This window comes from Halomonas denitrificans, from assembly GCA_019800895.1.
Lineage (GTDB): Bacteria > Pseudomonadota > Gammaproteobacteria > Xanthomonadales > Wenzhouxiangellaceae.
In genome coordinates this window covers 363,999-390,878 of sequence record JAHVKF010000003.1, presented here as the reverse complement: position 1 = coordinate 390,878, position 26,880 = coordinate 363,999, and the positions used below count along the sequence as shown (strand labels likewise).

26 protein-coding genes are annotated in these 26,880 nt (G+C 69.0%); 6 read left to right on the top strand and 20 right to left on the bottom strand.

The features are described from left to right. Positions 1-360 carry a hypothetical protein gene (locus KUV67_10345; GenBank protein MBY6205281.1) on the bottom strand — a complete coding sequence of 120 codons (360 nt, stop codon included), beginning with the start codon at positions 358-360 and terminating at the stop codon, positions 1-3. Continuing rightward, positions 350-712: a hypothetical protein gene (locus KUV67_10340; protein ID MBY6205280.1), complete on the bottom strand. Its 363-nt coding sequence runs from the start codon at positions 710-712 to the stop codon at positions 350-352. The genes KUV67_10345 and KUV67_10340 overlap by 11 nt, the downstream gene beginning before the upstream one ends. An 81-nt stretch (positions 713-793) precedes the next feature. Here KUV67_10340 and KUV67_10335 point away from each other — a divergent pair, with 81 nt between their 5' ends. From KUV67_10335 to genX, 5 genes are all read left to right on the top strand, one after another. Continuing rightward, positions 794-2,275 (top strand): M48 family metalloprotease, encoded by a 1,482-nt coding sequence (locus tag KUV67_10335; protein ID MBY6205279.1) that lies wholly within the window; start codon positions 794-796, stop codon positions 2,273-2,275. Positions 2,276-2,383: 108 nt separating this feature from the next. Continuing rightward, the gene (locus tag KUV67_10330) at positions 2,384-3,127 is read left to right on the top strand and encodes a response regulator (GenBank protein MBY6205278.1); all 744 of its coding nucleotides are present in this window, start codon (positions 2,384-2,386) and stop codon (positions 3,125-3,127) included. Further along, positions 3,128-5,296, top strand: a complete 2,169-nt coding sequence (gene ppk1 / locus KUV67_10325) for a polyphosphate kinase 1 (GenBank protein ID MBY6205277.1) — start codon at positions 3,128-3,130, stop codon at positions 5,294-5,296. A gap of 52 nt (positions 5,297-5,348) precedes the next feature. Continuing rightward, on the top strand, positions 5,349-6,875 hold the full coding sequence (locus KUV67_10320; GenBank protein MBY6205276.1) for a Ppx/GppA family phosphatase: 1,527 nt from the start codon (positions 5,349-5,351) through the stop codon (positions 6,873-6,875). Further along, on the top strand, positions 6,872-7,780 hold the full coding sequence (genX, locus tag KUV67_10315; GenBank protein ID MBY6205275.1) for an EF-P lysine aminoacylase GenX: 909 nt from the start codon (positions 6,872-6,874) through the stop codon (positions 7,778-7,780). The genes KUV67_10320 and genX overlap by 4 nt, the downstream gene beginning before the upstream one ends. 161 nt (positions 7,781-7,941) lie before the next feature. Here the strand turns inward: genX and KUV67_10310 are convergent, their stop codons facing one another. After that, positions 7,942-8,511 (bottom strand): hypothetical protein, encoded by a 570-nt coding sequence (locus tag KUV67_10310; protein MBY6205274.1) that lies wholly within the window; start codon positions 8,509-8,511, stop codon positions 7,942-7,944. A gap of 78 nt (positions 8,512-8,589) precedes the next feature. Here KUV67_10310 and KUV67_10305 point away from each other — a divergent pair, with 78 nt between their 5' ends. Beyond that, on the top strand, positions 8,590-9,579 hold the full coding sequence (locus KUV67_10305; protein ID MBY6205273.1) for a GNAT family N-acetyltransferase: 990 nt from the start codon (positions 8,590-8,592) through the stop codon (positions 9,577-9,579). A gap of 31 nt (positions 9,580-9,610) precedes the next feature. On the opposite strand, the gene KUV67_10300 is transcribed toward KUV67_10305, so the two are convergent. From KUV67_10300 to KUV67_10220, 17 genes are all read right to left on the bottom strand, one after another. Continuing rightward, positions 9,611-10,231 carry a cation transporter gene (locus KUV67_10300; GenBank protein MBY6205272.1) on the bottom strand — a complete coding sequence of 207 codons (621 nt, stop codon included), beginning with the start codon at positions 10,229-10,231 and terminating at the stop codon, positions 9,611-9,613. 81 nt (positions 10,232-10,312) lie between these two features. Then, on the bottom strand, positions 10,313-11,725 hold the full coding sequence (locus KUV67_10295) for a DNA photolyase family protein (GenBank protein ID MBY6205271.1): 1,413 nt from the start codon (positions 11,723-11,725) through the stop codon (positions 10,313-10,315). A gap of 58 nt (positions 11,726-11,783) precedes the next feature. Then, a complete protein-coding gene (locus KUV67_10290) occupies positions 11,784-11,963 on the bottom strand; it encodes a hypothetical protein (protein MBY6205270.1) in 180 nt (59 codons plus the stop codon). A gap of 31 nt (positions 11,964-11,994) precedes the next feature. Beyond that, positions 11,995-12,402, bottom strand: coding sequence for a hypothetical protein (locus KUV67_10285; protein MBY6205269.1), 408 nt, complete (start codon positions 12,400-12,402; stop codon positions 11,995-11,997). 185 nt (positions 12,403-12,587) lie between these two features. After that, positions 12,588-12,845, bottom strand: a complete 258-nt coding sequence (locus KUV67_10280; protein MBY6205268.1) for a hypothetical protein — start codon at positions 12,843-12,845, stop codon at positions 12,588-12,590. A 66-nt stretch (positions 12,846-12,911) separates the two neighbouring features. After that, positions 12,912-14,495, bottom strand: coding sequence for a tail fiber domain-containing protein (locus KUV67_10275; protein ID MBY6205267.1), 1,584 nt, complete (start codon positions 14,493-14,495; stop codon positions 12,912-12,914). Between the two features lie 159 nt (positions 14,496-14,654). Next, positions 14,655-15,122 carry a DUF3592 domain-containing protein gene (locus KUV67_10270; GenBank protein MBY6205266.1) on the bottom strand — a complete coding sequence of 156 codons (468 nt, stop codon included), beginning with the start codon at positions 15,120-15,122 and terminating at the stop codon, positions 14,655-14,657. After that, positions 15,119-16,597 (bottom strand): amidophosphoribosyltransferase, encoded by a 1,479-nt coding sequence (gene purF, locus KUV67_10265; GenBank protein ID MBY6205265.1) that lies wholly within the window; start codon positions 16,595-16,597, stop codon positions 15,119-15,121. The genes KUV67_10270 and purF overlap by 4 nt, the downstream gene beginning before the upstream one ends. Beyond that, positions 16,598-17,155, bottom strand: coding sequence for a CvpA family protein (locus KUV67_10260; GenBank protein MBY6205264.1), 558 nt, complete (start codon positions 17,153-17,155; stop codon positions 16,598-16,600). Between the two features lie 25 nt (positions 17,156-17,180). Next, entirely contained in the window at positions 17,181-18,254 is a 1,074-nt protein-coding gene (locus KUV67_10255; GenBank protein MBY6205263.1) for an SPOR domain-containing protein, read from the bottom strand. A gap of 16 nt (positions 18,255-18,270) precedes the next feature. After that, positions 18,271-19,596, bottom strand: coding sequence for a bifunctional folylpolyglutamate synthase/dihydrofolate synthase (locus tag KUV67_10250; GenBank protein MBY6205262.1), 1,326 nt, complete (start codon positions 19,594-19,596; stop codon positions 18,271-18,273). A gap of 21 nt (positions 19,597-19,617) precedes the next feature. Then, positions 19,618-20,637 carry an acetyl-CoA carboxylase, carboxyltransferase subunit beta gene (accD, locus tag KUV67_10245; GenBank protein ID MBY6205261.1) on the bottom strand — a complete coding sequence of 340 codons (1,020 nt, stop codon included), beginning with the start codon at positions 20,635-20,637 and terminating at the stop codon, positions 19,618-19,620. Continuing rightward, a complete protein-coding gene (gene trpA, locus KUV67_10240; protein MBY6205260.1) occupies positions 20,634-21,473 on the bottom strand; it encodes a tryptophan synthase subunit alpha in 840 nt (279 codons plus the stop codon). The genes accD and trpA overlap by 4 nt, the downstream gene beginning before the upstream one ends. Before the next feature lie 5 nt (positions 21,474-21,478). Then, complete coding sequence (gene trpB / locus KUV67_10235) at positions 21,479-22,729, bottom strand: tryptophan synthase subunit beta (GenBank protein ID MBY6205259.1); 1,251 nt, start codon at positions 22,727-22,729, stop codon at positions 21,479-21,481. Next, complete coding sequence (locus KUV67_10230; protein MBY6205258.1) at positions 22,722-23,330, bottom strand: phosphoribosylanthranilate isomerase; 609 nt, start codon at positions 23,328-23,330, stop codon at positions 22,722-22,724. Before KUV67_10230 ends, trpB begins: the two co-directional genes overlap by 8 nt. A 95-nt stretch (positions 23,331-23,425) precedes the next feature. Further along, a complete protein-coding gene (gene truA / locus KUV67_10225; GenBank protein ID MBY6205257.1) occupies positions 23,426-24,256 on the bottom strand; it encodes a tRNA pseudouridine(38-40) synthase TruA in 831 nt (276 codons plus the stop codon). Beyond that, positions 24,246-26,861, bottom strand: a complete 2,616-nt coding sequence (locus tag KUV67_10220) for a hypothetical protein (GenBank protein MBY6205256.1) — start codon at positions 26,859-26,861, stop codon at positions 24,246-24,248. Before KUV67_10220 ends, truA begins: the two co-directional genes overlap by 11 nt. Positions 26,862-26,880: the final 19 nt, after the last annotated feature.

The window sequence follows — 26,880 nt, the reverse complement described above, 5'->3', positions numbered from 1 at the left end:
CTACAGCTCCACTATTTTACGGGCTCGGCGCCGAAACTGCTCGATCGCATCGACCGGGATCCGCTCCGCCTCGACGCCGCGGCATCCGACGTCGGGTTCGACACCGGATTCGACGTCGCACCCGCTCCCATACGCCCCGCCGTCCTTCGAGCAGAGCCACAAGCGACCCAGACCGAAATCGATCACCTGGTTCCACCGCTCGCTCCCCGGACCCGCGAGGTGGCCCGCGCCGGCGCCGCGGAACAGCACGTCGATATCGAGCTCGAGCGTCGCCGCGGCGAGCACCGGCTCCAGCGTCTCGAGCCGGTCGCGATCGTCGATCGGCTGGTGGGCGATCTCGAACAACAGATCAACGGTCATCCACGACCCTCTCCGCCCGGCCGATCGATACCAGGTCCGGCCCCGGACCGGTGTCCGGCAGCAGCACATCCAGCCAGGCGGCCAGCGTGGCCGGCTCGAACGGCGCCGGCGGGTCGCCGTCGTGCCGGCGCTTCCAGGAACCGCTGCAGACCTGCCAATCGGCAGCAGCAAGGAGCGATTCGGGCACGTCCGGGTCGGCCGCAAGCGTCACGCCATCGGCCTGCAGGAACACGCGCGTGCGCAAGGAACGATCGCCGAGGAGCCGGAGCAGCCGGGCATGCAGGTCGGGGCTGGAAGCGCGGCGCACCAGCACGATGCGTTCCGGCGCCGGGGAACCGGGACCGGGGCTCATCGGTCTGAGGTACTCGTGAGGTGCATGCTTTATTCTTGCATGCCCGTCCGCCCGACGACCTGCCGAACCGAGCCGAACCCAATGCCGAATGCCCGACGACGTCCGATCTCGAGCCTGCTGAACCTGCTCCTTGCCGCTGCGCTGGCCTTCGGCGGTGCGCCGGCAGCGGCCCAGGACGGCGTCCGACTCCCGGACATGGGCGGAACCGGCCAGGTGCTGCCGCCGGAACAGGAGCGGGCGTTTCCGCGCGACTTCCGCCTCTACATGCGCCAGGAAGGCCTGCTGGTCGAAGACCCGATCGTCGCCTCGTATTTCGAGGACATGGGCTATCGCCTGGTCATGCACTCCGACGATCGCGACCGGGAGTTCCACTTCCATGTCCTGCGGATCCCCGGCATCAACGCGTTCGCTGCGCCGGCGGGCGTCGTGGCGCTGAATGCCGGGCTCGTCCTCGCAGCCGACAGCGCCGACGAAGTCGCCGGCGTGGTCGCCCACGAGATTTCGCACGTTTCGCAGAAACACCTGCAGCGCGGCATGGAAGCCCAGCAATCGATGTCCCTGCCGATGATGCTTGCGACGATGGGCCTGGTTCTGGCCGGCAGCATGGCCGGCGGGATGGATGCGGAGACCGCGCAAGGGGTCCTGGCCACCGGCGTGGGTCTTGCCCAGCAGTCGCAGATCAACTACACCCGGCAGAACGAAGCCGAGGCCGATCGAATCGGCATCCAGTTGATGGCGCGCGCCGGCTACGACCCCAGCGGCATGGCGGCATTCTTCCAGACCCTGTCCCGTGCCTCTCGCTCGATGGGCGCCGGCCCCCCGGAGTATCTGCGTACGCATCCGATGACCGTCAGCCGCGTTGCCGAGGCCCGCGATCGTGCCGAGCGCCTCGACGTGCGCCGCCCGTACCGGGACGACCGCTTCCACCTCGTGCAGGCACGTCTGCGCGTGTCCATGGCGCGCCAGCCGGACGAAGCCATCGAATACTTTCGGGGACGGCTCGACCAGGGCGAGGGTGTCGAGGCCGCCAACCGCTACGGCCTGGCGATGGCGCTGATCGAGGCGGCCCGCTACGCCGACGCCGAAGCCGAGATCGGCTGGTTGCTCGAGCGCGAACCGGATCACCAGCTGTATCGACTCATCGAGGCCGACCTGCTGATCGCGCGCGAACGCATCGACGCGGCACTGGACGCCTACGGAACGCTGTATGCGGCGTACGGCCAGAGCCAGACCGTCGCCATCCCCTATGCTCGTGCACTGCTTCGCGCCGGCTCGCCTCAGGCCGCCGAGCGCGCAGCGGAAATCCTGGCCAGCGAACTGCGCCGGCGGCCCGGCGACCTGAACGTCAGCGAGATGCTCGCCTATGCCGCCGACCGCTCCGGCGACCCGGTTCGCGCCGCCGAAGTGGTCGCGGAGAACTACTACCAGCGAGGCGGCCTGATCCAGGCGATCGAACAGCTCGAGCGCATCCTCGAGCGCGACACGCTGGACTACTACCAGCGCGCCCGGATCACCGCACGGCTCGATCAGCTGCGTGGCGAACAGGTGCGCCAGCGGCGCTGACGCCCCGCCGCGGCCGTCGAACACGCGTCACGGAACCGAAAGGCAGCTGTCACGATTCAGTAACCTGCGCTCGAATAATGGATCGGAACCCCTGCCGACCGGTCCATAATGAAGCCGAAGATCCTGGTAGTCGACGACGAGGCACCGATCCGGAACATGCTCGCCTTCAGCCTGAATCGAGCGGAAATGGACGTCGATGTGGCCGCCGACGGCGACCAGGCGCTCGCGCGCCTCGACGGCGCGCCGCGTCCCGACCTGATCGTGCTGGACTGGATGATGCCCGGCCTCGACGGCCTGCAGCTGACCCGTACCCTGCGCGGTCGCGATGACCTCTGCGACATCCCGATCATCCTGCTGACCGCGCGGGGCAACGAGCGCGATCGCAGCCAGGGGCTGGACTCGGGCGCCGACGACTACGTGGTCAAGCCGTTCTCGACCCGCGAGCTCATCTCCCGCGTACGCGCCGTTCTTCGCCGCGCGCGTCCCTCGGCCCCGGCCCCGAACGGTGAATCGCCGGAAGCCGGGCCTGCGGCCGAGACCGTCGACGAAACCCGGATCCGGGTCGGCGAACTGGTGATCGACCTCGAATCGCGCAGGGCGCTGGCCGGGGATCGCCCCCTGAGCATGGGGCCCACGGAATACCGGCTCCTGCGCCTGTTCATGCGCCACCCGGGCCGTGCGTGGAGTCGCGGCCAGTTGCTGACCGAGCTCTGGGGCGACGATCGCGCGGTCGAGGAACGAACCGTCGACGTACACATCCGGCGCCTGCGCAAGGCCCTGGAGCCGACCGGTCACGCGGGCTACGTCCAGACCGTGCGCGGCCACGGCTACCGGTTTTCCGACGTCGTCTGAATGGCCGACCGGGTCCTCGAAGACATCGACGAAGCACCGGTCGCGGGACCGGTCGAACGCGTTCTGCAGCAGGCGCCGGAACTCGACGTCTGGAACGACGAGGACCTCGAGCACCCGTCCCTGTACCTGAACCGTGAACTGAGCCTGCTGTGCTTCACCCGGCGCGTGCTCGAACTGGCTCGCGATCCCGGGCTGCCGCTGCTCGAGCGGGTGCGATTCCTGTGCATCTCCTGCACCAACCTCGACGAGTTCTTCGAGGTGCGCGTGGCCTCGATCCGGCAGCGCTTGCAGCACGGTGCGCAGCAGCCCGGGCCGGACAACCTGACCCCGGCCGCGACGCTGGCCGCGATCCGCTCGGCGGTCGACGAACTGGTCCAGGCCCAGTACCGGGTCCTGAACCGCGAACTCACCCCGGCGCTGAAGGCGGAGGGAATCCGCATCCTGAAGCGATCGAAGTGGTCCAAGGCGCAGCACAAGTGGCTGCACCAGCATTTCCGCCGCGAACTGATGCCGGTCCTCAGCCCGCTCGGCCTCGACCCGGTCCACCCGTTTCCGAGAATCCTGAACAAGTCATTGAACTTCGCGGTTGAACTCGAAGGCCGCGATGCCTTCGGCCGCGACCCGGGCCTGGCCCTCGTTCGGGCACCCCGGTCGCTGCCGCGCCTGATCAAGATTCCGAAGAGCTACAGCAAGGGCGACAACGACTTCGTGTTCCTGTCGTCGATCCTGCACGAGTTCATCAACGAACTGTTCCCCGGCATGACCGTGTGCGGCTGCTACCAGTTCAGGGTCACCCGCAACTCCGAGCTGTTCGTCGACGAGGAGGAGATCGAGGACCTGGCCCGCGCGCTGGAGGGGGAGCTGCTCGAGCGGGGCTTCGCCGAGGCGGTCCGCCTCGAGCTGGCCGAGAACTGCCCGGAGCACGTGGCCAAGCTGCTGACGTCGAAGTTCGGCCTCGACGAAGCCGACGTCTATCGCTGCGACGGGCCGGTCAACCTGAACCGGATGGTCGCCCTCTGTGACAGCGCCGACCGTCCGGACCTCCTCTACCCGCCGTTCCAGCCCAACGTCCCGGCCGCGCTGACGGCCGGCAACGATCTCTTCGCCGCGATCCGCCGCTGCGACTGGCTGCTGCACCATCCCTACGACGGCTTCGCCCCGACCGTCGACCTGCTGCGCCAGGCGGTGGCCGATCCGGAGGTGCTGGCGATCAAGCAGACCCTGTACCGGACCGGCAGCGACTCGGTCATGGTCAACCTCCTGGTCGAAGCGGCGCGGGCCGGCAAGGACGTCACCGTGGTCGTCGAACTGCGCGCCCGCTTCGACGAAGAGGCCAACATCACGCTCGCCACGCGGCTGCAGGAAGCCGGTGTCCAGGTGGTCTACGGCGTGGTCGGCCACAAGACCCACGCCAAGATGATGGTCATCGTGCGACGCGAACGCGGCCGCCTCAAGCGCTACGTGCACCTGGGCACGGGCAACTACCACCAGGGCACGGCCAAGGGCTATACGGATTTCGCCCTGCTGACCGCCGACAAGCAGTTCGGGCAGGACGTTCACCAGCTGTTCCAGCAGCTGTCCGGACTGGGCCGGGCGCCGAAGTTCGCGCACCTGATCCAGTCGCCCTTCGACCTGCACGACTGGGTGCTGGGCCGGATCGAGCGCGAGGCCGAGCATGCCCGGGCAGGCCGGCCCTCCGGCATCGACGCGAAGATGAACTCGCTGACCGAGCCGCGCGTGATCCGGGCGCTGTACCGCGCGTCGCGCGCCGGCGTGCCGATCCGCCTGGTCGTCCGCGGCACATGCTGCCTGCGACCCGGCGTTCCGGGCCTGTCGGACACGATCCAGGTGCGGTCGATCCTGGGGCGCTTCCTCGAGCATTCGCGGGTCTACCGCTTCGCCAACGGCGGCGACCCGGACACCTACGCCTCCAGCGCCGACTGGATGGAACGCAACCTGTTCCAGCGCGTGGAAGCGGCGTTTCCACTGCTCGCGCCGAAGCTGGCCGAGCGGGTCCACGAGGAGGCGATCGAGCTGGCGTTCCGGGACAACAGAGAGGCGTGGATTCTCGAGGCGGACGGCAGCTATCGGCACGCCTGGCCCGGCGACGGTGCCGAGCCCCTGCGCCTGCAACAGGCCCTGATCGAGCGCAGCACCGAACACGCCTGACCGGCCGGGCGCGTATGATCCGTCTCTGATTCCCGGGCCCTGGGCGCGCTCCATGACCGACAGCGACCTCTACGCGGCCGTCGATCTCGGCAGCAACAGCTTCCACATGCTCGTGGCCCGCCGCGAGCACGGCGAGCTGAGGGTGATCGACCGGATTCGCGAAATGGTCCGTATCGCCGGTGGGCTGGACGACGACGGCCGGCTCGACGCCGAGACTCGCGAACGCGCTCTCGGGTGCCTGGCCCGCTTCGGTCAGCGCCTGGCCGGCATTCCCAATCGCCAGATCCGAGCGGTCGGCACCCAGACCTTCCGCCGGCTGCAATCGCCGCGCGCCTTCCTGCTGGTGGCCGAAACCGCGCTGGGTTGCCCGATCGACGTCATCAGCGGCCGCGAGGAGGCGCGCCTGGTCTGGCTCGGTGCTCGACTCGGCGCGGCGCCCGAGGAGGATGCCCGGGTCGTGCTGGATATCGGCGGCGGCTCGACCGAGATCGTCGCCGGCCACAGCCGCGACCCGGCCCTGGCCGAAAGCCTGCAGTACGGCTGCGTGTCGGTCACCCGCCGCGCCTTCGGCGACGGCCGGGTGACGGCCCATCGCTGGGACCGGATGAGCGAGGAGATCGCCGAGGAGCTGCTGGCGCTGCAGCCGGCGCTGCGCGCAATCGGATGGCGCCGGGCGGTCGGCACCTCCGGCACCATCCGGGCGGTGCAGTCGATGATCGCCGCGCGCGATGGAGAAACCCCGCGCCCGATCACCGTCGACGATGTCGCCGACCTCCGTGACCGGGTGCTGGCGGCCGGGCACGTCGGCGCGGTCGACCTTCCCGGCCTGTCCTCCCGTCGCCAGCCCGTGATCGCCGGTGGCCTGCTGGTGCTCGAGGCCTGCATGGAGGCGTTCACGATCGAACGGCTGGACATCAGCCCCTACGCATTGAGAGAAGGCGTGCTGATCGACCTGTTCGGCCGCCTCGAGCAGACCGACCCGCGCGAGACGACGGTCCAGGCGATGGCCGAACGATTCGGGGTCGATCGCGCCCAGGCCGACCGCGTCCGCGACTTCGCCCTCACCGGCTTCGAACAGGTGGCGGAATTCCACGGCCTCCGCCGCGCACATCGCGACCTGCTCGACTGGGCCTGCCGGCTCCACGAGAGCGGACTGGGAATCGCGCACAGCCAGTACCAGCTGCACAGCGCGTACATCGTCGAGCACTCCGACATGGCCGGATTCTCGCGCCAGGAACAGGAGCTCATGGCATTCCTCCTGCGCTACCAGCGCCGGCGCATTCCCGCCGATGCACTGGACGCGCTACCCGAGCGCCTGCATCAAGCTGCCCGCGTGCTGCTGGCGCTGGTTCGCCTCTCCGTCGCCCTGTGCCGGGCCCGCTCCGACAGCGACCTGCCCGACTTCGCGCTGCAGTCGGACGAGCGTGGCCTGAAGCTCAGGCTGCCGGAAGGCTGGCTGGGCCGGCATCCGCTGTCGGCCCGCAGCCTGGCAATCCAGCGCACCCAGCTGGCCCGCCTCGGGGTCGGCCTGAAGCTCGGCAAGCTCGGCACACCCCATCCGGGCGCCGCCGGCTCGTGAGCGACGTGCCGCTGACCCTGCGCCTCCGGCGGCGCGCCGAGCTGGCCCGCACTGTCCGGGCCTTCTTCGCCGAGCGCGGGGTGCTCGAAGTGGCCAGCCCGGTCACGGTGGACGGCGTGACCGACCTGCACATCGAGAGCGTCGCCCTGGCCGACGGCGGTTTCCTCCGCACCTCGCCCGAGTACGCCCACAAGCGCCTGCTGGCCGCCGGCGCCGGCGACCTCTACGAGCTCGGACCCGTGTTCCGCGGCGGCGAACGCGGCCGCCGCCATCGGCCGGAGTTCTGGATGCTCGAGTGGTACCGGCTGGGTTGGAACGCCGAACGACTCGCCGAGGAAGTCATCGACCTGGTCCGAACGGCATCGGATCGCCGCTGGCGGGTTCGCCGGACGACCTGGTCCGAGCTCGCATTCGAGGCGGTGGGGTTCGATCCGCTGGACGCCGACACGGAACGGCTGGCCGCGGCGTTGGACGACGCGCCCGGCGACCTGGACCGGAACGGCCTGTTCGACTGGTTGCTGGCGATGCGGGTCCAGCCCGCCCTGCCGGACGGCCAGTTGACCGTGGTCCATCGCTTTCCGGCCAGCCAGGCTGCCCTGGCCCGCCTCAGCGCCGACGATGCGCGTACGGCCGAGCGGTTCGAAGTGTTCGCCGGGGGGCTGGAGCTGGCCAACGGATACTTCGAGCTGACCGACCCGGACGAGCAGCGGGAGCGCTTCGAAGCCGACAATCGCGCCCGAGCCCGCCACGGGCTTCCCGCGATGCCGATCGACGAGGCGTTGATGCGTGCGCTGGAGCACGGACTGCCGGAGTGTTCCGGTGTGGCCCTGGGCTTCGAGCGGCTGCTGATGGCCATCCACGGGCTGGACGACATCGCTGACGCCAGCGGCACCCCGCCGCCCTGACTCGACGCGGGCCGGTCCGCGGGTCAAAAAAAACCCGCGCGGCGCGCGGGGAAGGGAGTCGAAAGCGATGGTTGAACGACCATCGGAGGGCTCGCAGGGCGTTCCGGCGATCCCCCTTCGGCACAGGAGAGCAGAAACCTCGTCCAAGTACCTTTTGCACGCTACCCCGGCGGTGTGTCGGTCTCGTGACGATCGTCCTGGTTCCTGTCCGCACCGCCGCGATCGCCCCCGGCCCCCGCGGGCGCGACGTCATCCGGGCCCTCGACGGCGGCGTCCCGGGAGACCAGCAGCCGGTCCAGCGCGACGCTCAAGCGGCTGATCGTGGTCATGCGATTGGGATGATGGACGCGCAGGAACTCGCTGCACGGCCGCCAGGTGAGGACACGTTCGACCGAGAGCCCGAGGTCGCACCCCGGACGTTCCACGCCGGGCCACCACAGGGCCGACGCCGGAGGCTCGCGTGTGACGCCGTCGGGTTCGCGAACAGCGACCACGTAGCCCAGCACCGGCGGATTCCGGCCGCGATCCAGCACCGCCGCGCTCAACGGTCGCGACCGGACCGTGGGATCGTCCTCATCGGGGCCGGCGAACGCCAGCTCGGGGCGGCCGACCGGATCGAGCCTTTCCTCGACCGCCACGGGCCACACGGGAGCCGCCAGGCGAACCAGCGGCACCAGCAGCACCACGGCTGCAATCGGCAGGAAAATCAGCGATACTACGATCGTTTTCAAGAGTTCGGATGCAGTTCGCAAGGGGGCTCCGCAACGAATCATACCAATCACCCCAAGAGACTCCCCGAAGGCCCGTCGATGACATCCAACCTGCGAATTCGACCTGCCCGCCGTGCCGAGCTGGACCGCCTGGCCGGCCTGATCCGGAACCGACTTCCGGACCTGATGAAGTCCCAGTCCGCGACCCAGCGCGACAACATCGAAAAACAACTCCACCGGCTGCTTCCGGACGAAGCGCTGATGCTCGCGATCGAGAATCGACAGCTGGTCGGAATGGCGGCGCTGGATCTCGATCGCGCGCGCCTGATGGCCATGTACCTCGATCCCGACGCGGCCAGAGCCGAGGCCACGCGCCGGTTGGTCACCACGGTCGAGCGCCACGCGCGGACCTTCGGCATCGGTCGCCTGTTCTGCACGGTCAAGCCGCAGGCCTGGTCCTTCATGGAGCGAATGGGTTACGAGGTCGCCGAAACGCCCGGCGATGGAGAACCGGTCACCCTCGCCAAGCGCTTGATCGACGACGCGGAACCGTGGGAAAAGGAAGTGGCCGAGCTGCACCGCGAGCTGGGCATCCCGTCGAACTACGGCGTGCGCTATCGCTTGCGGCTGACCCCGGAGAACGCCGAGTGCGTGTCGATCGGCACCGACATCTTCGATCGCGAGATCAAGCTCGACAAGGCGGCCGCCGAAGCGTGGAAGGCGATGAAGACCGACGCGCAACGCAGCAACATCGACCTGCAGCCGGTCTCCGGCTTCCGGACCATCGGCTACCAGGCGGGCCTGCTCCGCAAGAAGCTCAACGGCGGCATGGCCATCGGCAAGGTCCTGCGAACGAGCGCCGCCCCCGGCTACAGCGAGCATCACAGCGGTCGTGCCCTCGACCTGACCGCGCCGGGCGTCGCGCCCTTGACCGCGGAGTTCTCGATGTCGCGGGCCTACGAGTGGCTGAAGGCGCGCGCCGGCATGTACGGCTTCCACGAGTCGTTCCCGAACAACAACCGGCACAACATCGACTGGGAACCCTGGCACTGGTGCTATCACAAGCACTTCGACCCGCGTAAGGCCTGACCGAAGCGGACCCTGCGGCCCGAAGCGATCTTCAGTTCGATGCGGGCGACGATGCCAGCTCGCGCCGCGCCGAGCGAAGGATGCCGCTTCCCGAACGAAGCAACAGCAGGGCGAGCGCGAGCGCCACGACCAGGTCGGGCCAGCCGGCCTCGAACCACCAGACGCCGCCGGCGGCGGCAAATACCGCGACGTTGCCGGCGATGTCGTTGCGGGAACACTCCCAGACCGAGCTCATGTTGATGTCCTCGTCGCGATGCCGCCACAGCAGCGTCAGGCACACCGCGTTGGCCACCAGTGCCACCAGGCTGAACGCGCCCATCAGCTCGAACACCGGTACGGACGGCACCCAGAGCCGATAGACGACCTGTCCGAGCACGCCCAGCGCGGCGGCCAGGATCAGCGCGCCCTTGAACAGGGCGACCCGGGCCTTGGCGCGAAGGCTGCCGGCAACCGCCGCCAGGCTCAGCGCGTAGGTCACGGCGTCGCCGAAATTGTCCAGGCTGTCGGCCAGCAGCGCGCTGGAATCGGCGATCAGCGCCGCAGCCACGATGACCACGAACATCACCGCGTTGATGAGCAGCACGACAAGCAGTGTCGACCGCTGCCGTTCGCGCAGGCGCTCGATCGAGGAAACGTCGCAGCAGTCGCTCATCGGGGAATCCGTCCGGAAACGAGCGCAGGATAACGCTTCGTCCGCCCGCCACGCAGGACTGCATCGAGGCGTGGCAGCAGGTCAGCCCTTGATGTCCTGGTAGGCCTCCAGAGCGCGCTCCCGGCTGCCCTTCAGGTCGACCTGCATCGGCGGGTAGCCGCGCTCCTCGCGCTCGTCGTCGTCGAGCTTCTTCAAAGCCTTGATGTCCAGTCCTTCGAGCTCGGGGCACCAGCGATGGATGTAGGCCGCGTCGGGATCGTACTTCTCGGCCTGCAGTTCGGGGTTGAACACGCGGAAGAACGGGGCCGCGTCGGCGCCGCAGCCGGCGGTCCACTGCCAGCCCTGCGTATTGTTGCCGAGATCCGCATCGACCAGCGTGTCCCAGAACCACTTCGCGCCCTCCTGCCACGGGATCAGCAGGTTCTTGGTCAGGTAGGAGGCGACGATCATCCGCACGCGGTTGTGCATCCAGCCCTCGTGCCACAGCTCGCGCATGCCCGCATCGACGATCGGCACACCCGTGCGGCCGCGCTTCCAGGCCTCGAGATCGTCGGCATAGTCCGACCTGCTTCGCCAGGGAAAATCGGCGAACTTGTCCTTCAGCGGTTCGTCGGTGATCTGCGGTTCGTGGAACAGCAGCAGGGTCGAGAACTCGCGCCATGCAAGCTCGCTGACGAACGTCAAGGGGCCCTTGCCGCCGGGGAGCTCCCCCGAGGGTTCCAGCGCCTCGACCACCTGGACCGGCGAGATGTGCCCGAAGTGCAGGTAGGGCGACAGCGACGAGGTGCCGCGGAGATCCGGACGATCCCGATCGGCGGCGTAGCGCTCGACGTCGTCCTCGACGAAGTGCTTCAGGCGGCGGCGCCCGGCCAGTTCACCGACCTCCCAGCGATCGCGGATGCCGTCCGCCCAATCGACGTCGGGCAGGAGATCCAGCGACGCCAGGTCCTCGGAGGCCGGCCGCTTCGACGGCCCGTCGAGGTCCATGGGCTCCGGCCGGCTCGAAACGGCGCGCCAGTCGGACTGCATGCGCTTCCAGTACGGGGTGAAGACCTTGTAGTACTCGTCGTCGCCGTGCAGGAGCTCCCAGGGCTCGAACAGCATCGCGGCCCGGAAGCTCTCGACCTCGACGCCCGCGCCCTTCAGCGAGGCCTTGATCCGCTTGTCGCGCTCGACGATCGCCGGCTCGTAGAGGCGGTTCCAGTACACGGCCGCGGCTCCGGTCTCCTCGACCAGCTGCTGCAGCTGATCCCCGGCCGGGCCGGCACGCAACACCAGGGAGCCACCGCGATCGGCGAGGCGGTCCGCGAGGTCCTCGAGGGCATGATGGAGCCACCAGCGGCTTGCCGCACCCGGCGCCCAGTCGCCCATGGCGTCCGGATCGTGGATGTAGACGGCCAGCACCCGGTCATGGTGATTGCGCGCGTGGTCCAGGGCCGGGTTGTCGGCAAGGCGGAAGTCACGGCGAAACCAGACGATGGCAAGGTCGCTCATGCGCAGGATTGTCGGTGCGGGGCCATGAACGCAGGGTGATCCGCGGCGGCCGGCGCCATCAGGATTCCCGCTCCAGGCCACGGGCGATGATCAGCAGCGCGATGCCCATGACGATCGGTCCGATGGCGCCGAGCCAGGCAACGGGGGACCCGCCGCCGCCGAGCTGCAGGGCGATCGCCGCCCCGCCGAGCAGCAGCAGGATCAGGCCGAGAATCTGAAGTACGCGCGCTCCGGTCATTCCGGGACCTCCGTTTTCGAACAGGAAGACGCTACTTCGAATCGAGTTCACGCAGCGTCAATCGGGCCAGCTTCTCGATCCGGTCGAGCTGGATATCGGCGCGCGCGATGAACTCCGCATCGAGGGCCTCCGGGTCGGCGCCGTGTCGGCCACGGATCTCGCAGCGCTTGGCCAGTTTGCCAAGCCCCAGGGATTCCAGCCGGAAGCCGAGCTCGGTCCACCGCTCGGCGAGATCGGCTTCGTCGGCCGGCGCGGCCCGACCGCCGTCGATCGCCCGCAGGACCACCTGCGTCCGCCGGACGGTTCTCACGACGTCCTCCAGCGCGCGTTTCGACTCCTGCTTGCGCGCGTTGCCGGCACGGCGGAGGTTGCTGAGCCAGCGGACCAGATGACCAAGCAACGCCCGCCAATCCAGCATCGAGAGCGTCGTCGATTTCATTCGCCGCGCCGGGACGAAGGTAGGGACGCGCTGACGTGGTCTTCCAGGACGTAGGGCCGCGCTCGCATGGCTGCATTCTACGAGCATCTGCAGCATGTCGGCCGGCACGCTATGGACAGGGCCACGCAGGTCTCTGCTGCAGACCGTCCACCTTCGACGCTGCGGAGCAGAATCCGAACCTTCGATCAGCCCTCGAAACCGTCCGCGAACAGGTGGCTCGTCGAACCCGATGCCCAGAATCCGCCGCTCAGACTATAGGGACCTCCGATCGAAGGCGTGGGAGCAGCGTCGTGTTGACCGATCGTCGCGATCAGGAAGTAGCCCCCGCCCGCCGACGCGCCTCCACCGCCATCGATCGTGTGGCGTTCGAGGCCGAAGGCCGGCGGACCACCGGACCGGGCGCCGACCAGGCCCGAACCGGTTGCGGCGAACGCGAGCAGCACCACTGCGATCCCGATCGGGAGGGACCGAGACTGGAAAAGCCGGAAAGGCAGTCGAATCATGAGTCTTCAGCGCGAAGTTCCGCGCTCCATGGCGGCGATCCGGGTCTCGAGCTCTTCGACGGAACGTTCCAGAGCACGGATCATTGCCTGCTGCTCCTGGATGGCCCGGATTGCCAGCACTGCAAAGCCGCCGTAGTTCAGCGTCAACGCGCGCGTCCGCCCGTCGTCGACCGAATGGACGAGATCGGGGAACAGGGGCTGGACGTCCTGGGCAATGAAACCGATCGACCGGTCCTGGCCGCCATTGCCGAGCATGCGATAGCTCGACGGCGCCAGGCGCATCACGTTCGCCAGCACCGATTCAAGGGGCTCGATGTCGGCCTTGAATTGTCGGTCGGACGACGGATTCCAGGTTCCATCGGTGCCGCTGAAGCTACCGCGAAACGCGCCGTTGGCGTAGAGATTCAGATTGCTGGCCGCGGCACTGGACGTCAGGAGCTCCCAGTCGTTGCTCGTGCCGGCGCGTTCCAGATTCATGCCGAAGCTGCCGTGCGCCACCTTGAGCATGTACGAACCGGGACCGCCCGCGTTCTCTCCGACCGTCAATCCGTTGGTGCGCATCTCGATCTCGCCGCGACCGAAACCGGTCGGCGAGGTGACGATCATCCGCGCGCGGCCGATCGACGATGAGTTTTCCAAGGAAACCTTGTAGGAAGTATTTCCCGCCTGGATGGCTCCGCCGGTGGCCCCTCCGACGGTGATCGCCGGCACTGCCCAACCGCTGCCGAGATTGCTGCCCACCACCAGCTCCTCGTCCGGCGACGAATTGTTGCCGATCGCGACGTTTCCGCTGGAGCCATTCAGGTACATCCGTCGTGTGTAGGTGAAGCTCCCTGCCGGCTTGGACTGAAGTTGCAGGTTCCCGCCCGACCCCTGCGTGGAGAAACGCCACTGATTGCCGTTGTTCGGTAGACCGATATTCAGTCGGCCGGCACCGGAGTTGACGAACAATTCGCCATCCACGTGGAGATCGAATTCCGGATCGGCCGAGTTGATACCGACCGCACCGGAGGAATAGTGAATGGCGTTCCCGACCCCGCTCTGCCAGAAGCCGGCATCGAGGCTGGAGCCGCACGTCACGCTGCCATCGGCGGCAACCGCCGTCGCGAAGGACAGGGGACCACAGGTTCCGGTGACGCGACGCTGCACCTGGTCGGGGTCGATTTCCACGGTGCCGATCGAGTTCGGCAGGACGCTGGTCGCCGTCTGAGCATAGGGCGTCGCGTGGACCGGCTGACGAGGAAGCAGCGGCGTGTAGGTCCCACCGCTCGCTCCCTCGCGCACTCGCACCTCGATCCACGCCTCGTCGGCGGCTTCGAAGACCGGCCCGAAGTCCAGCTGCACGGTGAAGATCCCTTCCGACACCGCGACGTCATCGAGTAACGCCGGCGGTGCCAGCTGGAATGCACCGCCCGACGAATCGAACAGCAGAAATTCGAAATCGAACAGGCCGTCCGCCGGCGAACCGGCTTCGGACAACTGTCCCTGATAGGTGAACTCGGTGCCCACCAGTCCCTCGATCTGGGCATTCGAGATGGGCGAAATCCCGGCGAGAAGAAGCGCGAGGACAATGGTTGTGATGTGTTTCACCGGACAGACTCCAAAGCCTGACGGACTTCACATCCTATGCCTGTCCCAGGTCCGAGTCAATCCAGCGAAAAATCGCCGGAAGGGGCCGGGCACCCGACCGGAGACCCAGGTCACGCACGGGGCCGAAGCGATCCTCGCGACGCACGCTCTGCTTCCCGGTCACGTCAGCAGCCCCACCCACGCCGAAGCCACCAGGGCCAGGCCGAGCATGAGCCCCGATGCGGCGAGGACCACGTCGCTGTAGGGCTTCTCGGGATGGGGGCCGGGAACCAGCACGGCGCGATCGGGGCGGTCCGGGTCGACGTGGACGTCGACGCCCGCTCCTGCTTCGAAGCGCCGGGCCCATTCGACGGTCCTGGGGTAGACCACCGTATACAGGGCGGGCGCCGTTCCGCGATGGGTCCTGCCGCGGAACGAATAGCGGAAGTCCACGGCCAGGTGCTCGACCTCGCGCATCTCGCCGTCGATCCTGCGGCCGCCCCAGAGTCGAACCGATTCGATCCGGCCGGGCACGGTCGGCCAGGTGCGACTCCGCTCAGCCAGGCCGAGATTGCGGACCGCCCGGATCAGCGCCATCGTGCCGACCAGCACGAACACCGCACCGAACCAGAACGGGAGGGAGTTCATCCGGACGTCCGACGCTGCTCCTTCACCGCGTCGCTGCGCTTGCGCTCGAGGGCCTCGAGGTAGCCGTCAGCCAGGCCGGTCACGTACCGGCCGTTGAAGCAGGAGGAGTCGAAGCCGTCGAGCTTCCTGTTCTTGCCGCGCACGGCGGCCTCGAGATCGGCCAGGTCCTGATAGATCAGTCGGTCGGCGCCGATGTACTCGCGCACCTCCTCTTCGCTGCGGCCGCCGGCAACCAGTTCGCTGGCCGCCGGCATATCGATGCCGTAGACGTTGGGATGGCGGACCGGCGGCGAGGCGCTGGCCATGTAGACCTTGTTGGCGCCGGCATCGCGCGCCATCTGGATGATCTGCCGCGACGTGGTGCCGCGAACGATCGAATCGTCGACCAGGAGGACGTTCTTGTTGCGGAATTCCAGCTCGATCGCATTGAGCTTTCGCCGGACCGACTGCGCGCGCTCGGCCTGGCCGGGCATGATGAAGGTCCGGCCGATGTAGCGGTTCTTGATCAGGCCCTCGCGGTACTTCACGTCGAGCATCTGGGCCATCGGCAGGCAGGCCGTACGGCTGGTGTCGGGAATCGGAATCACCGCGTCGATGTCGTGATCGGGCCACTCCCTGAGAATCTTCTCGGCCAGCTTCTCGCCCTGCCGGAGTCGGGTCTTGTAGACGGAAAGGTCGTCGATCATCGAGTCGGGGCGGGCGAAATACACGTATTCGAAGATGCACGGCGTATGCGCCTGCGCCTGGTCGCTCTGGTGACGGTGCAGCTCGCCGTCCATCGTGATCAGCGCCGATTCGCCCGGCGCGAGATCGCCGACGAAATCGAACCCGAGGATGTCGAGCACGACCGACTCGGACGCGATGATGTATTCGTCGCCGTGCTCGGCTTCGCGCTTGCCGAGCACCGCCGGCCGGATGCCGTGCGGATCGCGGAAGCCCAGCAGGCCGACCCCGGCGATCAGGGCGACGGCGGCGTAGGCCCCCTTGCAGCGCCGGTGCACGCCGTCGACCGCGCTGAACACCGTCTGCGGCCGGATGCCCTGGTCGGCCCGGACGCTGAGTTCGTGGGCCAGGATGTTCAGCAGCACTTCCGAGTCCGACTCGGTGTTGACGTGCCTACGGTCCTGGTTGAACAGGTCTTCGGACAGCGATTCGTCGTTGACCAGGTTGCCGTTATGACCCAGGGCGATCCCCCAGGGTGCGTTGACGTACATCGGCTGGGCCTCGTCGGGACGGTCCAGGCCGGCAGTCGGATAGCGGACGTGGCCGATGCCGACGTCGCCGGTCAGGCCATCCATCAGCTTCGCATCGAAGACGTCCCGGACCAGGCCGATCCCGCGCGCGGAACGCATCCGACGCCCATCGAGGGTGGTCATGCCGGCGGCGTCCTGGCCGCGGTGCTGCAGGATGGTCAGCGCGTCGTAGATGCGCGCGGCGACCGGACTCCGGCCGAAGATTCCAACGACTCCACACATTCAGATCGGCTCCGCTCTTGAATCGACATCCACCGCTTCGGTTTCCCGCGGGGACTGCATCTGCTGTTGGCCCGAGTCGAGCAGCTCCTGCACCGACTCGGGAAGAAATCCGGCCGCCCACGCGGCCATGGTCTCGAACCGTGGAATCAGGCGCGATTCCTGCCACCACGGGTCGTAGGGAAACGGCGTGATCCGCGCCAGCATGACCGCGATCAGCACGATCACGACGCCGCGCGCCAGGCCGAACAGTCCACCGAACAGGCGATCGGTCGCCGACAGTCCGGTCTTCTCGACCACCTTGCCGACCAGGTAGCTGATCAGCCCGCCGACCACCAGGACCAGCACGAACACCGCGACGAAGGCGATCAGCGTGCGCGCCGACGGCAGCGCCACGTGCGGCTCCAGCGCCTCGGCCAGCAGCGGCGCGGCCTGGAATGCGGCGAACGCCGCGGCGACCCAGACCAGGATCGAGAACACTTCCTTGATGAAGCCCCGAAACAGGCTGACCAGCACCGAGAGCGCGAGCACCGCCAGGATCGCGATGTCCGCCCCGTTCATTCCCGCCGGCTCCGCAGGGGGCCATTCACGGGTGACTGACGATCAGGCCTTCCACGCCCGCCTCGTCGACCAGCCGCCCGCGCAGTGTTTCGGCCTCGGAGCGGTCTTCGACCGTGCCGACGAGCACTTTCCAGATCGCCCGACCCGACGCATCTTCGCTCTGGCGGAACGCATCGAAGCCGAGATTGCGCAGTCGCGCCGTCTCGCGCTCGGCATTCTCCTCGCTGGCGAAGGAGCCGACCTGGACGGCGAAGCCGGGCGTGGCCTGCAGTTCCGCGTCCGAGACCTCGCGCACGATCGGTTCGACTCCGGCAACGGTGGCGGCGATCTGGCCGCGCGCGGTTTCGGCCCGAGCCCGGTCGGCATAGGGCCCGGTGCGCAGGCGATACAGCATGGTGTCGCCGCGCACGACTTCGTCGGTGATCACGGGGTGGCCCAGCGCCTCGAGGCGCTCGCGGGTGGCCTGCGACGAATCCTGTGAACCGAAGCTCGCGACCTGGACGACCCAGTTGCCGTCACCGGCAGAGGGCGCCGCTTCGACGACCGGACGACGTTCGGTCGAACCGGGACCGGACGGCGCGACCGCCGCCTGCCCGGAATCACCGGCCGCCTCGTCCGCCGCCGCTGCGCCCTCGGCGCCCGGAGCCCCGACGTCCGATCGCTCTACATCGACGAGACCACCCTCGGCGGGATCGGGCACCGGCGGCTCCGCGTCGGCGGGTCGTGCGGCATCGGACGACCGATCACCCCCGGACGGGTTCAACACGATCTCGTCGGGCGGCGCCTGTCGTGACGGCGAATCCATGGAAGCGCGCGGATCGGCCGGTGTGATCGCGGACTCGCCCGCCGGGGCCGATCCACGTCCGTCGACGCCGGCCGCCGTCTCGTCGACCCGCGACGGGGGAACGCGCGCGAGATCGGGATCGAGGGGAATCCGGCGCACCTCGCGATCGCCGGCCGGCATCTCCGGCAACGGCTCGCTCAGCCGGCGGTCGTCCAGCTCCGGCTCGGGCCCGACCAGCAACATGGGCAGGAAGATCACGGCCAGCGCGATCAGGATGGACGCTCCGATCAGGCGGCGTTTGAGGACGTTGTCCATAGGCGGGCGGAATCCATTACGAATCGCAACAACGGACGGCGGCGGAGGCGGTCAGGAACGAACCGAACACGATGACCTCGTCGGTACCGCGACAGTCGGCGCGGGCTTGACGGAGCGCCTCCGCGACCGATTTCGGCGACGATTCTACCGCGTCCCGCGACCCGGACACACCGCCGCGGCGGATCCGCGACGCCAGGCTGGCGATCGGAAGCGCGCGCGGACCCTCCAACTCGGCCAGGTACCAACGGTGAATGGCCGGAGCGATCGCGCGCGCGATTCCGGCCACATCCTTGTCGGCCAACGCCGCGAACACCGCGCGCTTGCGCCCGGGCCGCGCGTCCAGCAGGTCACGCAGTGCGCGCGCGGCCTGCGGATTGTGCGCGACGTCGACGAAGGTCGGCGGGTCGTCGGCGATCCGCTCGAAGCGGCCGCGGGCGCGGGCCGAGGCCAGTCCGTCGCGGATCGCCTTCTCGCCGAGGCCGAGCCGATCGAGCACGACCACGGCCGCGGCGGCATTGGTCCGCTGGTGGTGGCCGGAGATTCCCGGGGTCAGGCCGGCGATCCGGAGCGTTGCGCGCTCCGGCGGCCCGACGCGGACCGACAGGCGACCGCGCGACCACCGCGCCGCCACGCCGGATCCCCAGGCAACGACCTCGGCGCCGAGGGCCTCGAGCCCGTCGAGCAGTCCGGCCGGCGGACGCGGCTCGGCCACGACCACCGGGCGCCCGCAGCGGGCGATCCCGGCCTTCTCGCGCCCGATCGCGGCACGGGTCGACCCGAGCCACTCCTTGTGATCGAGGCCGATCGACGTGATGACGGCCACGTCGGCGTCGACCACGTTGACCGCATCGAGCCGCCCGCCCAGCCCCACCTCGAGGATCAGCGTGTCGACGTCGGCCCGCTCGGCCAGCACGAAGCCGGCCAGGGTGATCTGCTCGAAGTAGGTCAGCGGGATGCGGCCGCGGGCACGTTCGACCCTGTCGAGCGCGGCCACCAGGTCCTCGGCCGGGGCCGGCGCACCGTCGAGGCGGAATCGCTCGCGGAAATCGACGACGTGGGGCGAGGTATAGGCCAGGGTGGATCGGCCCGCTGCGCGCAGGCCCGACTCGATGAACGCGACCGTCGAACCCTTGCCGTTGGTACCGGCAACGCTGACGATGCGGCGTCCGGCAAGGTCCGGGGCGAGTTCGTCGAACACCGCACGAACGCGCTCCAGGCCGAGGTCGATCCGGCCCTCCGGCGTTCGGGATTCCAGTTCGGCCAGGCGTTCGGCCAGAGCGCCGGCTGGAGATGCGCCAGCCGACCCAGCCGCCGACGTCGGGTCAGCGGGCGCCGGGGTCACGGGACTTCATCGGGGTGCAGGTCAGTCGTTGACGTCGGTCGGGGCGTCGTCGGCGCGAGACCGCGAGCGCTGCTCGGAGCGGTCGCCGGGCGCTTCGCCCTCGCCGACCGGTTCGGACTGCAGCGACTGCCCATCGAACGCGTCGTCGGGCGTGTCCTCGATCTCCCCGATCCGTACCCGGCCATCGCCCCGACCACCCATCAGAAGGCTGAGGACCAGGTGCAGCCGCGAGCGCATCTCGCGACGATCGACGATCAGATCGATCGCGCCCTTCTCGAGGAGGAACTCGGAGCGCTGGAAGCCTTCCGGGAGCTGCTCACGTACGGTCTGTTCGATCACGCGAGGCCCCGCGAAGCCGATCAGCGCGCCCGGCTCGGCCACGTTGAGGTCGCCGAGCATGCCGAGGCTGGCCGACACGCCCCCGGTGGTCGGGTGGGTCAGGACCGAGATGAACGGCAGGCCGGCCTCGGCCATCCGGGCCAGGCCAGCGGACGTCTTGGCCATCTGCATCAGCGAGAACAGGCCCTCCTGCATCCGGGCGCCGCCGGAGGCCGCGAAGCAGACCAGCGGCTGACGGTGCTCGAGCGCCGAATCGACGCCGACCATGAACTTCTCGCCGACCACCGAGCCCATGGAACCGCCCATGAACTTGAAGTCGAAGGCGCAGGCGGTCAGCGGCAGCTCCAGCAGCGCGCCGCGCATCACGACCATCGCATCGTTCTCGCCGGTCGCCTTCTGGGCCGCGACGAGGCGATCGCGATAACGCTTGGTATCGCGGAACTTCAGCGGGTCCTTCGGCTTCAGGTTGCCGCCGAGCTCGACCCTGCCGTCCTCGTCCAGGAACGCTTCCAGCCGCGCCCGACCGGTCAACGTCATGTGGTGGTCGCACTTCGGGCAGACGTTCAGCGACCGCTCCAGCTCCGGCCGGTACAGCACCGCTTCGCAGGCCTTGCACTTCGTCCACAGGCCGTCGGGGACCTTGCGCGACTTTCCGCCTTCGGTGCGGATCCGCGACGGCATCAGTTTCTGGAACCAGCTCATGCCTCGGCCACCCGGTCGTTGCCCGACGCGCGGGCGGCATCCATGGCGCTGCGAACGGAATCGACGAAGCGCCCGGCCACGGCAACCGCATCCTCGACCGTCTCGCTGCCGTCGAGCGCCTTGACCAGGGCCGAGCCGATCACCACCGCATCGGCCACGCGAGCCACGTCGGCCGCCTGCTCCGCGGTCGAGATTCCGAACCCGACGGCCACCGGAACCGGCGTGTGCGCACGCAGGCGCTCGATCGCGGGCGCCAGCGCGTCCGCGTCGAGCGCGGCCGATCCGGTCACGCCCTTCAGCGAAACGTAATAGACGAAGCCGCCGGCCATCGGCGCCATCCGCTGCAGGCGGGACTCCGTGGTCGTCGGCGCGACGAGGAACACCTGGTGCATCCCCTGCTGTTCGAGCGCCGCCCGCGTGTCCTCCGCCTCGTCGGCGGGACAGTCGACGATGAGCAGGCCGTCGACGCCTGCGTCGGCGGCCTGCTCGACGAAGTCGTCCAGTCCGCGCCGCTCGATCGGGTTCATGTACCCCATCAGGATCACCGGTGTCTCGGCGTCATCGGCGCGGAACGACCGAACCATGTCGAACACGCGGTCCAGGGTCATGCCGGCCTCCAGCGCGCGCTGGCACGCATTCTGGATCACCGGCCCGTCGGCCATCACGTCGGAGAACGGCACCCCCAGTTCGAGCAGGTCGGCACCGCCCTCGACCAGCCGGTGCATCACATCGACCGTGGCCTCCGGCGAAGGATGGCCCGCGGTCACGTACGGGATCAGCCCGGCGCGGCCGGACTCGGCCAGCTCGGCGAAGCGACGATCGATTCGATTGGTCACGGTGCTCAAACCTCGATGCCCTCCAGGTCCGCCACGGTATGGATGTCCTTGTCGCCGCGGCCGGACATGTTGACCAGCACGGTCTGGTCCGGCGACATCGTGGCCGCCAGCTTCAGGCCGTAGGCGACCGCATGCGCGCTTTCCAGCGCGGGCATGATGCCCTCTTTCCGGGTGCACAGGTGGAAGGCCTTGAGTGCTTCCTCGTCGGTAATCCCGACGTACTCGGCCCGCTTGATGTCCTTGAGCCACGAATGCTCGGGCCCGACGCCGGGGTAGTCCAGGCCGGCCGACACGGAATGCGTATGCCGGATCTGGCCCGCCTCGTCGTCGAGGAGGTAGGTCCGGCTGCCGTGCAGCACGCCGACCTTGCCGGCGCACAGGCTGGCCGCATGATCCAGGCCCGACAGGCCGCGGCCGGCGGCCTCGACCCCGTACATCGCGACCTGCTCGTCGTCGATGAACGGGTGGAACAGGCCGATGGCGTTGGAGCCACCGCCGACGCAGGCGACGAGCGCATCGGGCAGCGCGCCGTACTCGTCCTGGAACTGGCGCCGGGCTTCGCGCCCGACGACCGCGTTGAAGTCGCGGACCAGGGCCGGATACGGGTGCGGACCGGCCACGGTGCCGAGAATGTAGAAGGTATCGTCGACGTTGGTCACCCAGTCGCGCATCGCCTCGTTCAGCGCGTCCTTGAGCGTGCGAGCGCCGGATTCGACCGCGACGACCTTCGCGCCGAGCAACTTCATCCGGAACACGTTGATCGCCTGGCGGCGGATGTCCTCTGCGCCCATGTAGACCACGCATTCCATGCCCATGCGCGCCGCGACCGTGGCCGAGGCCACGCCGTGCTGCCCGGCGCCGGTCTCCGCGATGACGCGCTTCTTGCCCATCGCACGGGCCAGCAGGGCCTGGCCGACCGTCGAGTTGATCTTGTGTGCGCCCGTATGATTCAGGTCTTCGCGCTTGAACACGATCTTCGCGCCACCGGCGTGGGCCGTGAGGCGCTCGCACAGGTACAGGGGCGACGGGCGGCCGACGAAGTGGGCGAGGTCGGCGTCGAGCTCGGCCTGGAATTCCGGGTCGTCCGAGTAGCGCCGCCACGCGGCCTCGAGCTCTTCCAGCGCCGCCATCAGCGTCTCGGATACGAACCGTCCACCGTACGCGCCGAAATGCCCACGGGCATCCGGCAGCGGGTCCCGGGTCGCCGTGTCGTCGGCCCGCGCTCGATCCGCGGACAGGGGCGCCGCTTCAGCCATTCCTTGCACCTCGCATGAATTGATCCATCAGATTACCACTCTTGATCCCGGGGGCGGATTCCACCCCCGACGACACATCGACCGCCGGCGGCCGCAGTGCGCCGACCGCTTCGGCCACGTTGTCCGGACCCAGGCCGCCGGCCAGGATCCAGGGCCGCTTCGGCGGGGTCAGGGCCGCCCAGTCCAGGCGCTGCCCCGAGCCCCCCATGCCGCCGGCCGCATGGGCGTCCAGCAGCAGCGCGGAGGCGTCGGGAAAGGCATCGTAATCGACCGCCCCGGGCGATTTCATCGGCAGCGCCTTGATGTACGGCCGGCCGAACTGACGGCAGTAGGCGGCGTCTTCGTCGCCGTGGAACTGCAGCCAGTTCAGCGGCACCCGATCGAGCACCGCGCGCACCTGCTCCGGCGTCGCGTTCATGAACAGCCCGACCGCACCGGTCAATGGCGGCAACGCTTCGCAGATCGCCCGCGCCGCCTCGACCTCGACGTGCCTCGGACTGCGCTCCACGAAGACCAGTCCGATGGCGTCGGCGCCGAGCTCGGCCGCCTGGCGGCCATCGTCCGGTCGCGTGATGCCGCAGATCTTTACCCGCGTTCGCATGATGCTCCTTTCGTGATCGACGGGCGGTGAGGCCCTGAGGTGAATCCGGGAGTCCGACGCGGCCACGCGCGATCGGAGGCGACGCCGGCTCGAGTTCAGCTCAGGTCACGGCCCCGCGGGAACGCGTCCAGCGCGTCGGCCCGGGTCGGCAGTTCCGGATGGTCCGGGTAGTCGACGCCCATGAAATACAGCCCTTCGGCCGGCGCCGTGACGCCGGCCAGGGCGCGGTCCCTGGACGCGAGCACCTCGCCGACCCAGTCCGCGGGACGGTCACCGCAGCCGACCGCGATCAACGTGCCCGCGATGTTCCGGACCATATGGTAGAGGAAGGCGTTGGCAGACACGTCAAGAACCACCTCGTCGTCGCGGCGGCGGACGTCGATCCGTTTCAGTTCGCGCACCGCGTGCCGGGCCTGGCAGCCGAGGGCACGGAACGACGAGAAATCGTGTTCGCCGACCAACACCTGAGCGGCCTCGTGCATACGCTGCGCATCGAGGGCCCGCCGCTCCCAGGCCACTCGCCCCGCATGCAGGCCGGGCCGGATCCAGCGATTGAGAATCCGATAGCGGTAGTGCCGGCCACGCGCCGAGAATCGCGCGTGGAACCGGTCGTCGACGACGCGCGCCCAGCGCACGGCCACCGCCTCCGGAAGATTGGAATTCGCGCCCAGCACCCAGGCCCGCTCGCTGCGGGTCGAAGCGGTCTCGATGTGGATCACCTGGCAGGCGGCGTGGACCCCCGTATCGGTGCGCCCGGCGCAGTGCACGGTCACGCGGTGGTCGGCGACCGCCGCGAGGGCGCGCTCGAGCTCCTCCTGAACCGTCGGACGCTGCTGCTGGCGCTGGAAGCCGCGGAAGCGGCTCCCGTCGTACTCCAGCCCGAACGCGATGCGATGGCGACCTCCGGTCGTTTCCTCAGAGGTCATCCAGCAGCTTCTGGGCCTGTTCCTTCTGCTCGGGGTTGCCCTCGCGGACGACTTCTTCGAGCAGCGTCTTCGCCGAGTCGGTGCTGTTCCAGGACAGGTAGGCGCGTGCCAGGTCGAGCTTGACGTCGACGTCGTCGTCGCTGGGCGCGAAGATGTCGTCGTCGCCGTCCGCTTCGGCCGAATCGTCGCCACCGTCGGCCACGTCGCCGCCCTCGCCTTCGCTGGTCCAGTCGCCGAGCGAAGCGTCGTCGTCCGCCGCAACACCGGCATCCCCGGCCGCCTCGGTCTGGTCGCCGATCCGGCGGGTCGCGTCGTCGCGCTCGGCATCGCCGGCCAGGTCGTCGTCGAGCCACTCGGCTTCGTCTTCCTCGTCGGGCACGTCCGGCGTGCTGGCGTCGCCGAGCATGCCGATGGCCGGCTCGTCGGCTCCCGTGGGCTCGACCTTGCTGTCCAGATCATCGTGGTCCGGATCCTTGCCGCCGAGAACCAGCGGTTCGTCCTCCTCGTCGGCGCTATCCCGCAGCATCGGGCCTGCGTCCGTCTCGGCCGCTTCGTCGTCTTCGTCGATCAGCCATTCGCTGTCGTCGGACTCCTCGTCCTGCTCGGCGTCGAGCCTCGACATCAGATCACCGACTTCGCTTTCTTCGTCGATCTCGCTCTTCGGCTCGGCCGACGAATCGACCGATGCGCTCATCCAGTCGGCACTGCCCTTGACGAGGACATGCTCCGGCGACACGGTGGCGGCCAGCTCGACGGCCTCGCGCCAGGCCGGCTCTTCACCGGAATCGACGTGTTCGAACATGTGCTCCAGCGCGTCCTCGAAGGCCTGCTTCTCGCCGCGTCCGGCCAGGGCCTGCAGCAGCGCGAGATGCGCGGCCAGGTCGTCCGGACGCTCCGCCACCGCCGCACGGGCGCGGTCGACCGGATCCGAGGCGGCCGGCGGGACGGCGCCCCGCGCCGGGCCGGTTCCGCGAACGACTCCGGCCACGGCCGATGCGTCTTCGGCTTCGCGCCGGCGCCGCTGCAGCGCGACCCAGAATCCGCCGATCGCGATCAGCAGCGCGACCAGGCCGGCGATCGGCCAGAACAGGGGCCGGGACAGGATTCCGTCCCGGCTGCCGCCGACCTGCGTGACCACCGGTTCGGATGGCGTCTCTTCCGCAGGTTCGCCGGGTCGGTCCTCGGATTCGCCCGTAGCCGCGGTCGAATCGTCCGCGGCGAGGTCTCCGGCGTCGTCGATGGCGCCGTCATCGATGGACGGACCGGCCTCCGGATCGACGTCGTCCATCGAGGCCGCTTCGAAGCGATCGAGGTAGTCGTCGAGCTGGGCCGTGACCTCGGCGCGCATGGCCGGGTCGGCGTCCTCTTCCGCAGCCAGCCGTGCGGCCCGCAGCGTCTGCTCCAGGCCGGCCAGTTCGGCATCGGAAATGCCGGCGCCGCCGGGGTTGTTCTCGACCAGCGTCTCGAGATCGTCGAGGCGGGCGCGGAAGTCTTCCGCCTCGAGGCGCGCGGCGTAGAGTTCCTCCTCGGTCCGGGCCAGCTGCTCGCGCAGCTGCGCCACTTCGGCCTCGTCGTCCTCCATGCCGGTGCCGGAGGCATCCTCGCCGGCCGGAACGAGCTCGAGGCGGCCCTCGGGTTCGGGCTCGCGCGATGCGGTGGGGGTCGTGGCGGCCGGACGCGGATCGCGCGGCTCTTCCGGTTCGGGCCGCGCCGCGGGTTCGGAGCGATCCGGATCGGCATCACCGCCGCGGGCAGCATCGGAAATCACCGGCACGTCGCCGGCGAGCCGCTGATTGAACATCCGGTTCTGGGTCTGCACCGTCGCCCGGGCGGACGCGGCATCGACCTGGCGGACCTCGTCGGCGGTGGGTAGCGTGAGCTCGCTGCCGCGCAGCATCTGGTGGATATTGCCGTTGCGGAACGCCTGCGGGTTCAGCTCGACGATCGCGACCATCATCTGGTTCATCGTCACGTCGTCGGCCGGAAGATTGCTTCGCGCGATCGACCACAACGTGTCGCCGCTCCGGACCAGCCGCTGTCCGCCCCCGGAACGAACCGCGCGCGGGGTTTCCTGGGCGGCCCGGCGATCCGATTGCGCAGGGCGCGAAGACGTCGACGGCCGCGTAGCGGTCTCGGCAGGACGGGACGCGGGCTCGGCAGCACGCGCCGGCTCGGAGCGGGTGCTGGGCGGCGGCGCGATGTCGAGCACCGGCGGATCGAGAAACAGGGTGTATTCGCGCAGCATGCGGCCGCTGGACCAGCGAGCATCGACCAGCATCTGGACGATCGGGTCGGACACGGGCCGCGTCGATCGGACCCGCACCACTGCCGGCGAGCGGCTTCGGTCGACCTCGAGTTCGAGACCGAGCGCCAGCGCGCTGGCGGTCAGGCCCAGGCGCTGGTAGTCCTCGGCCGACGCCGTGTCGACGGTCAGCGAGTCGAGGTCGGCTTCGGACGCGTCCAGAAGGCGGATTCGAACGTCCAGCGGCTGGTTCAGGTAGGAATCGACCCGTGCCTCACCCAGTCCCAGTGCACGGGCCGGATCGGCAGCCAGAGCCGCCAGGCCGACGGCGGCCAGGATCGCGAAAATACGTGTACCGCGCATGAGCGACTCCCCTGTGCTC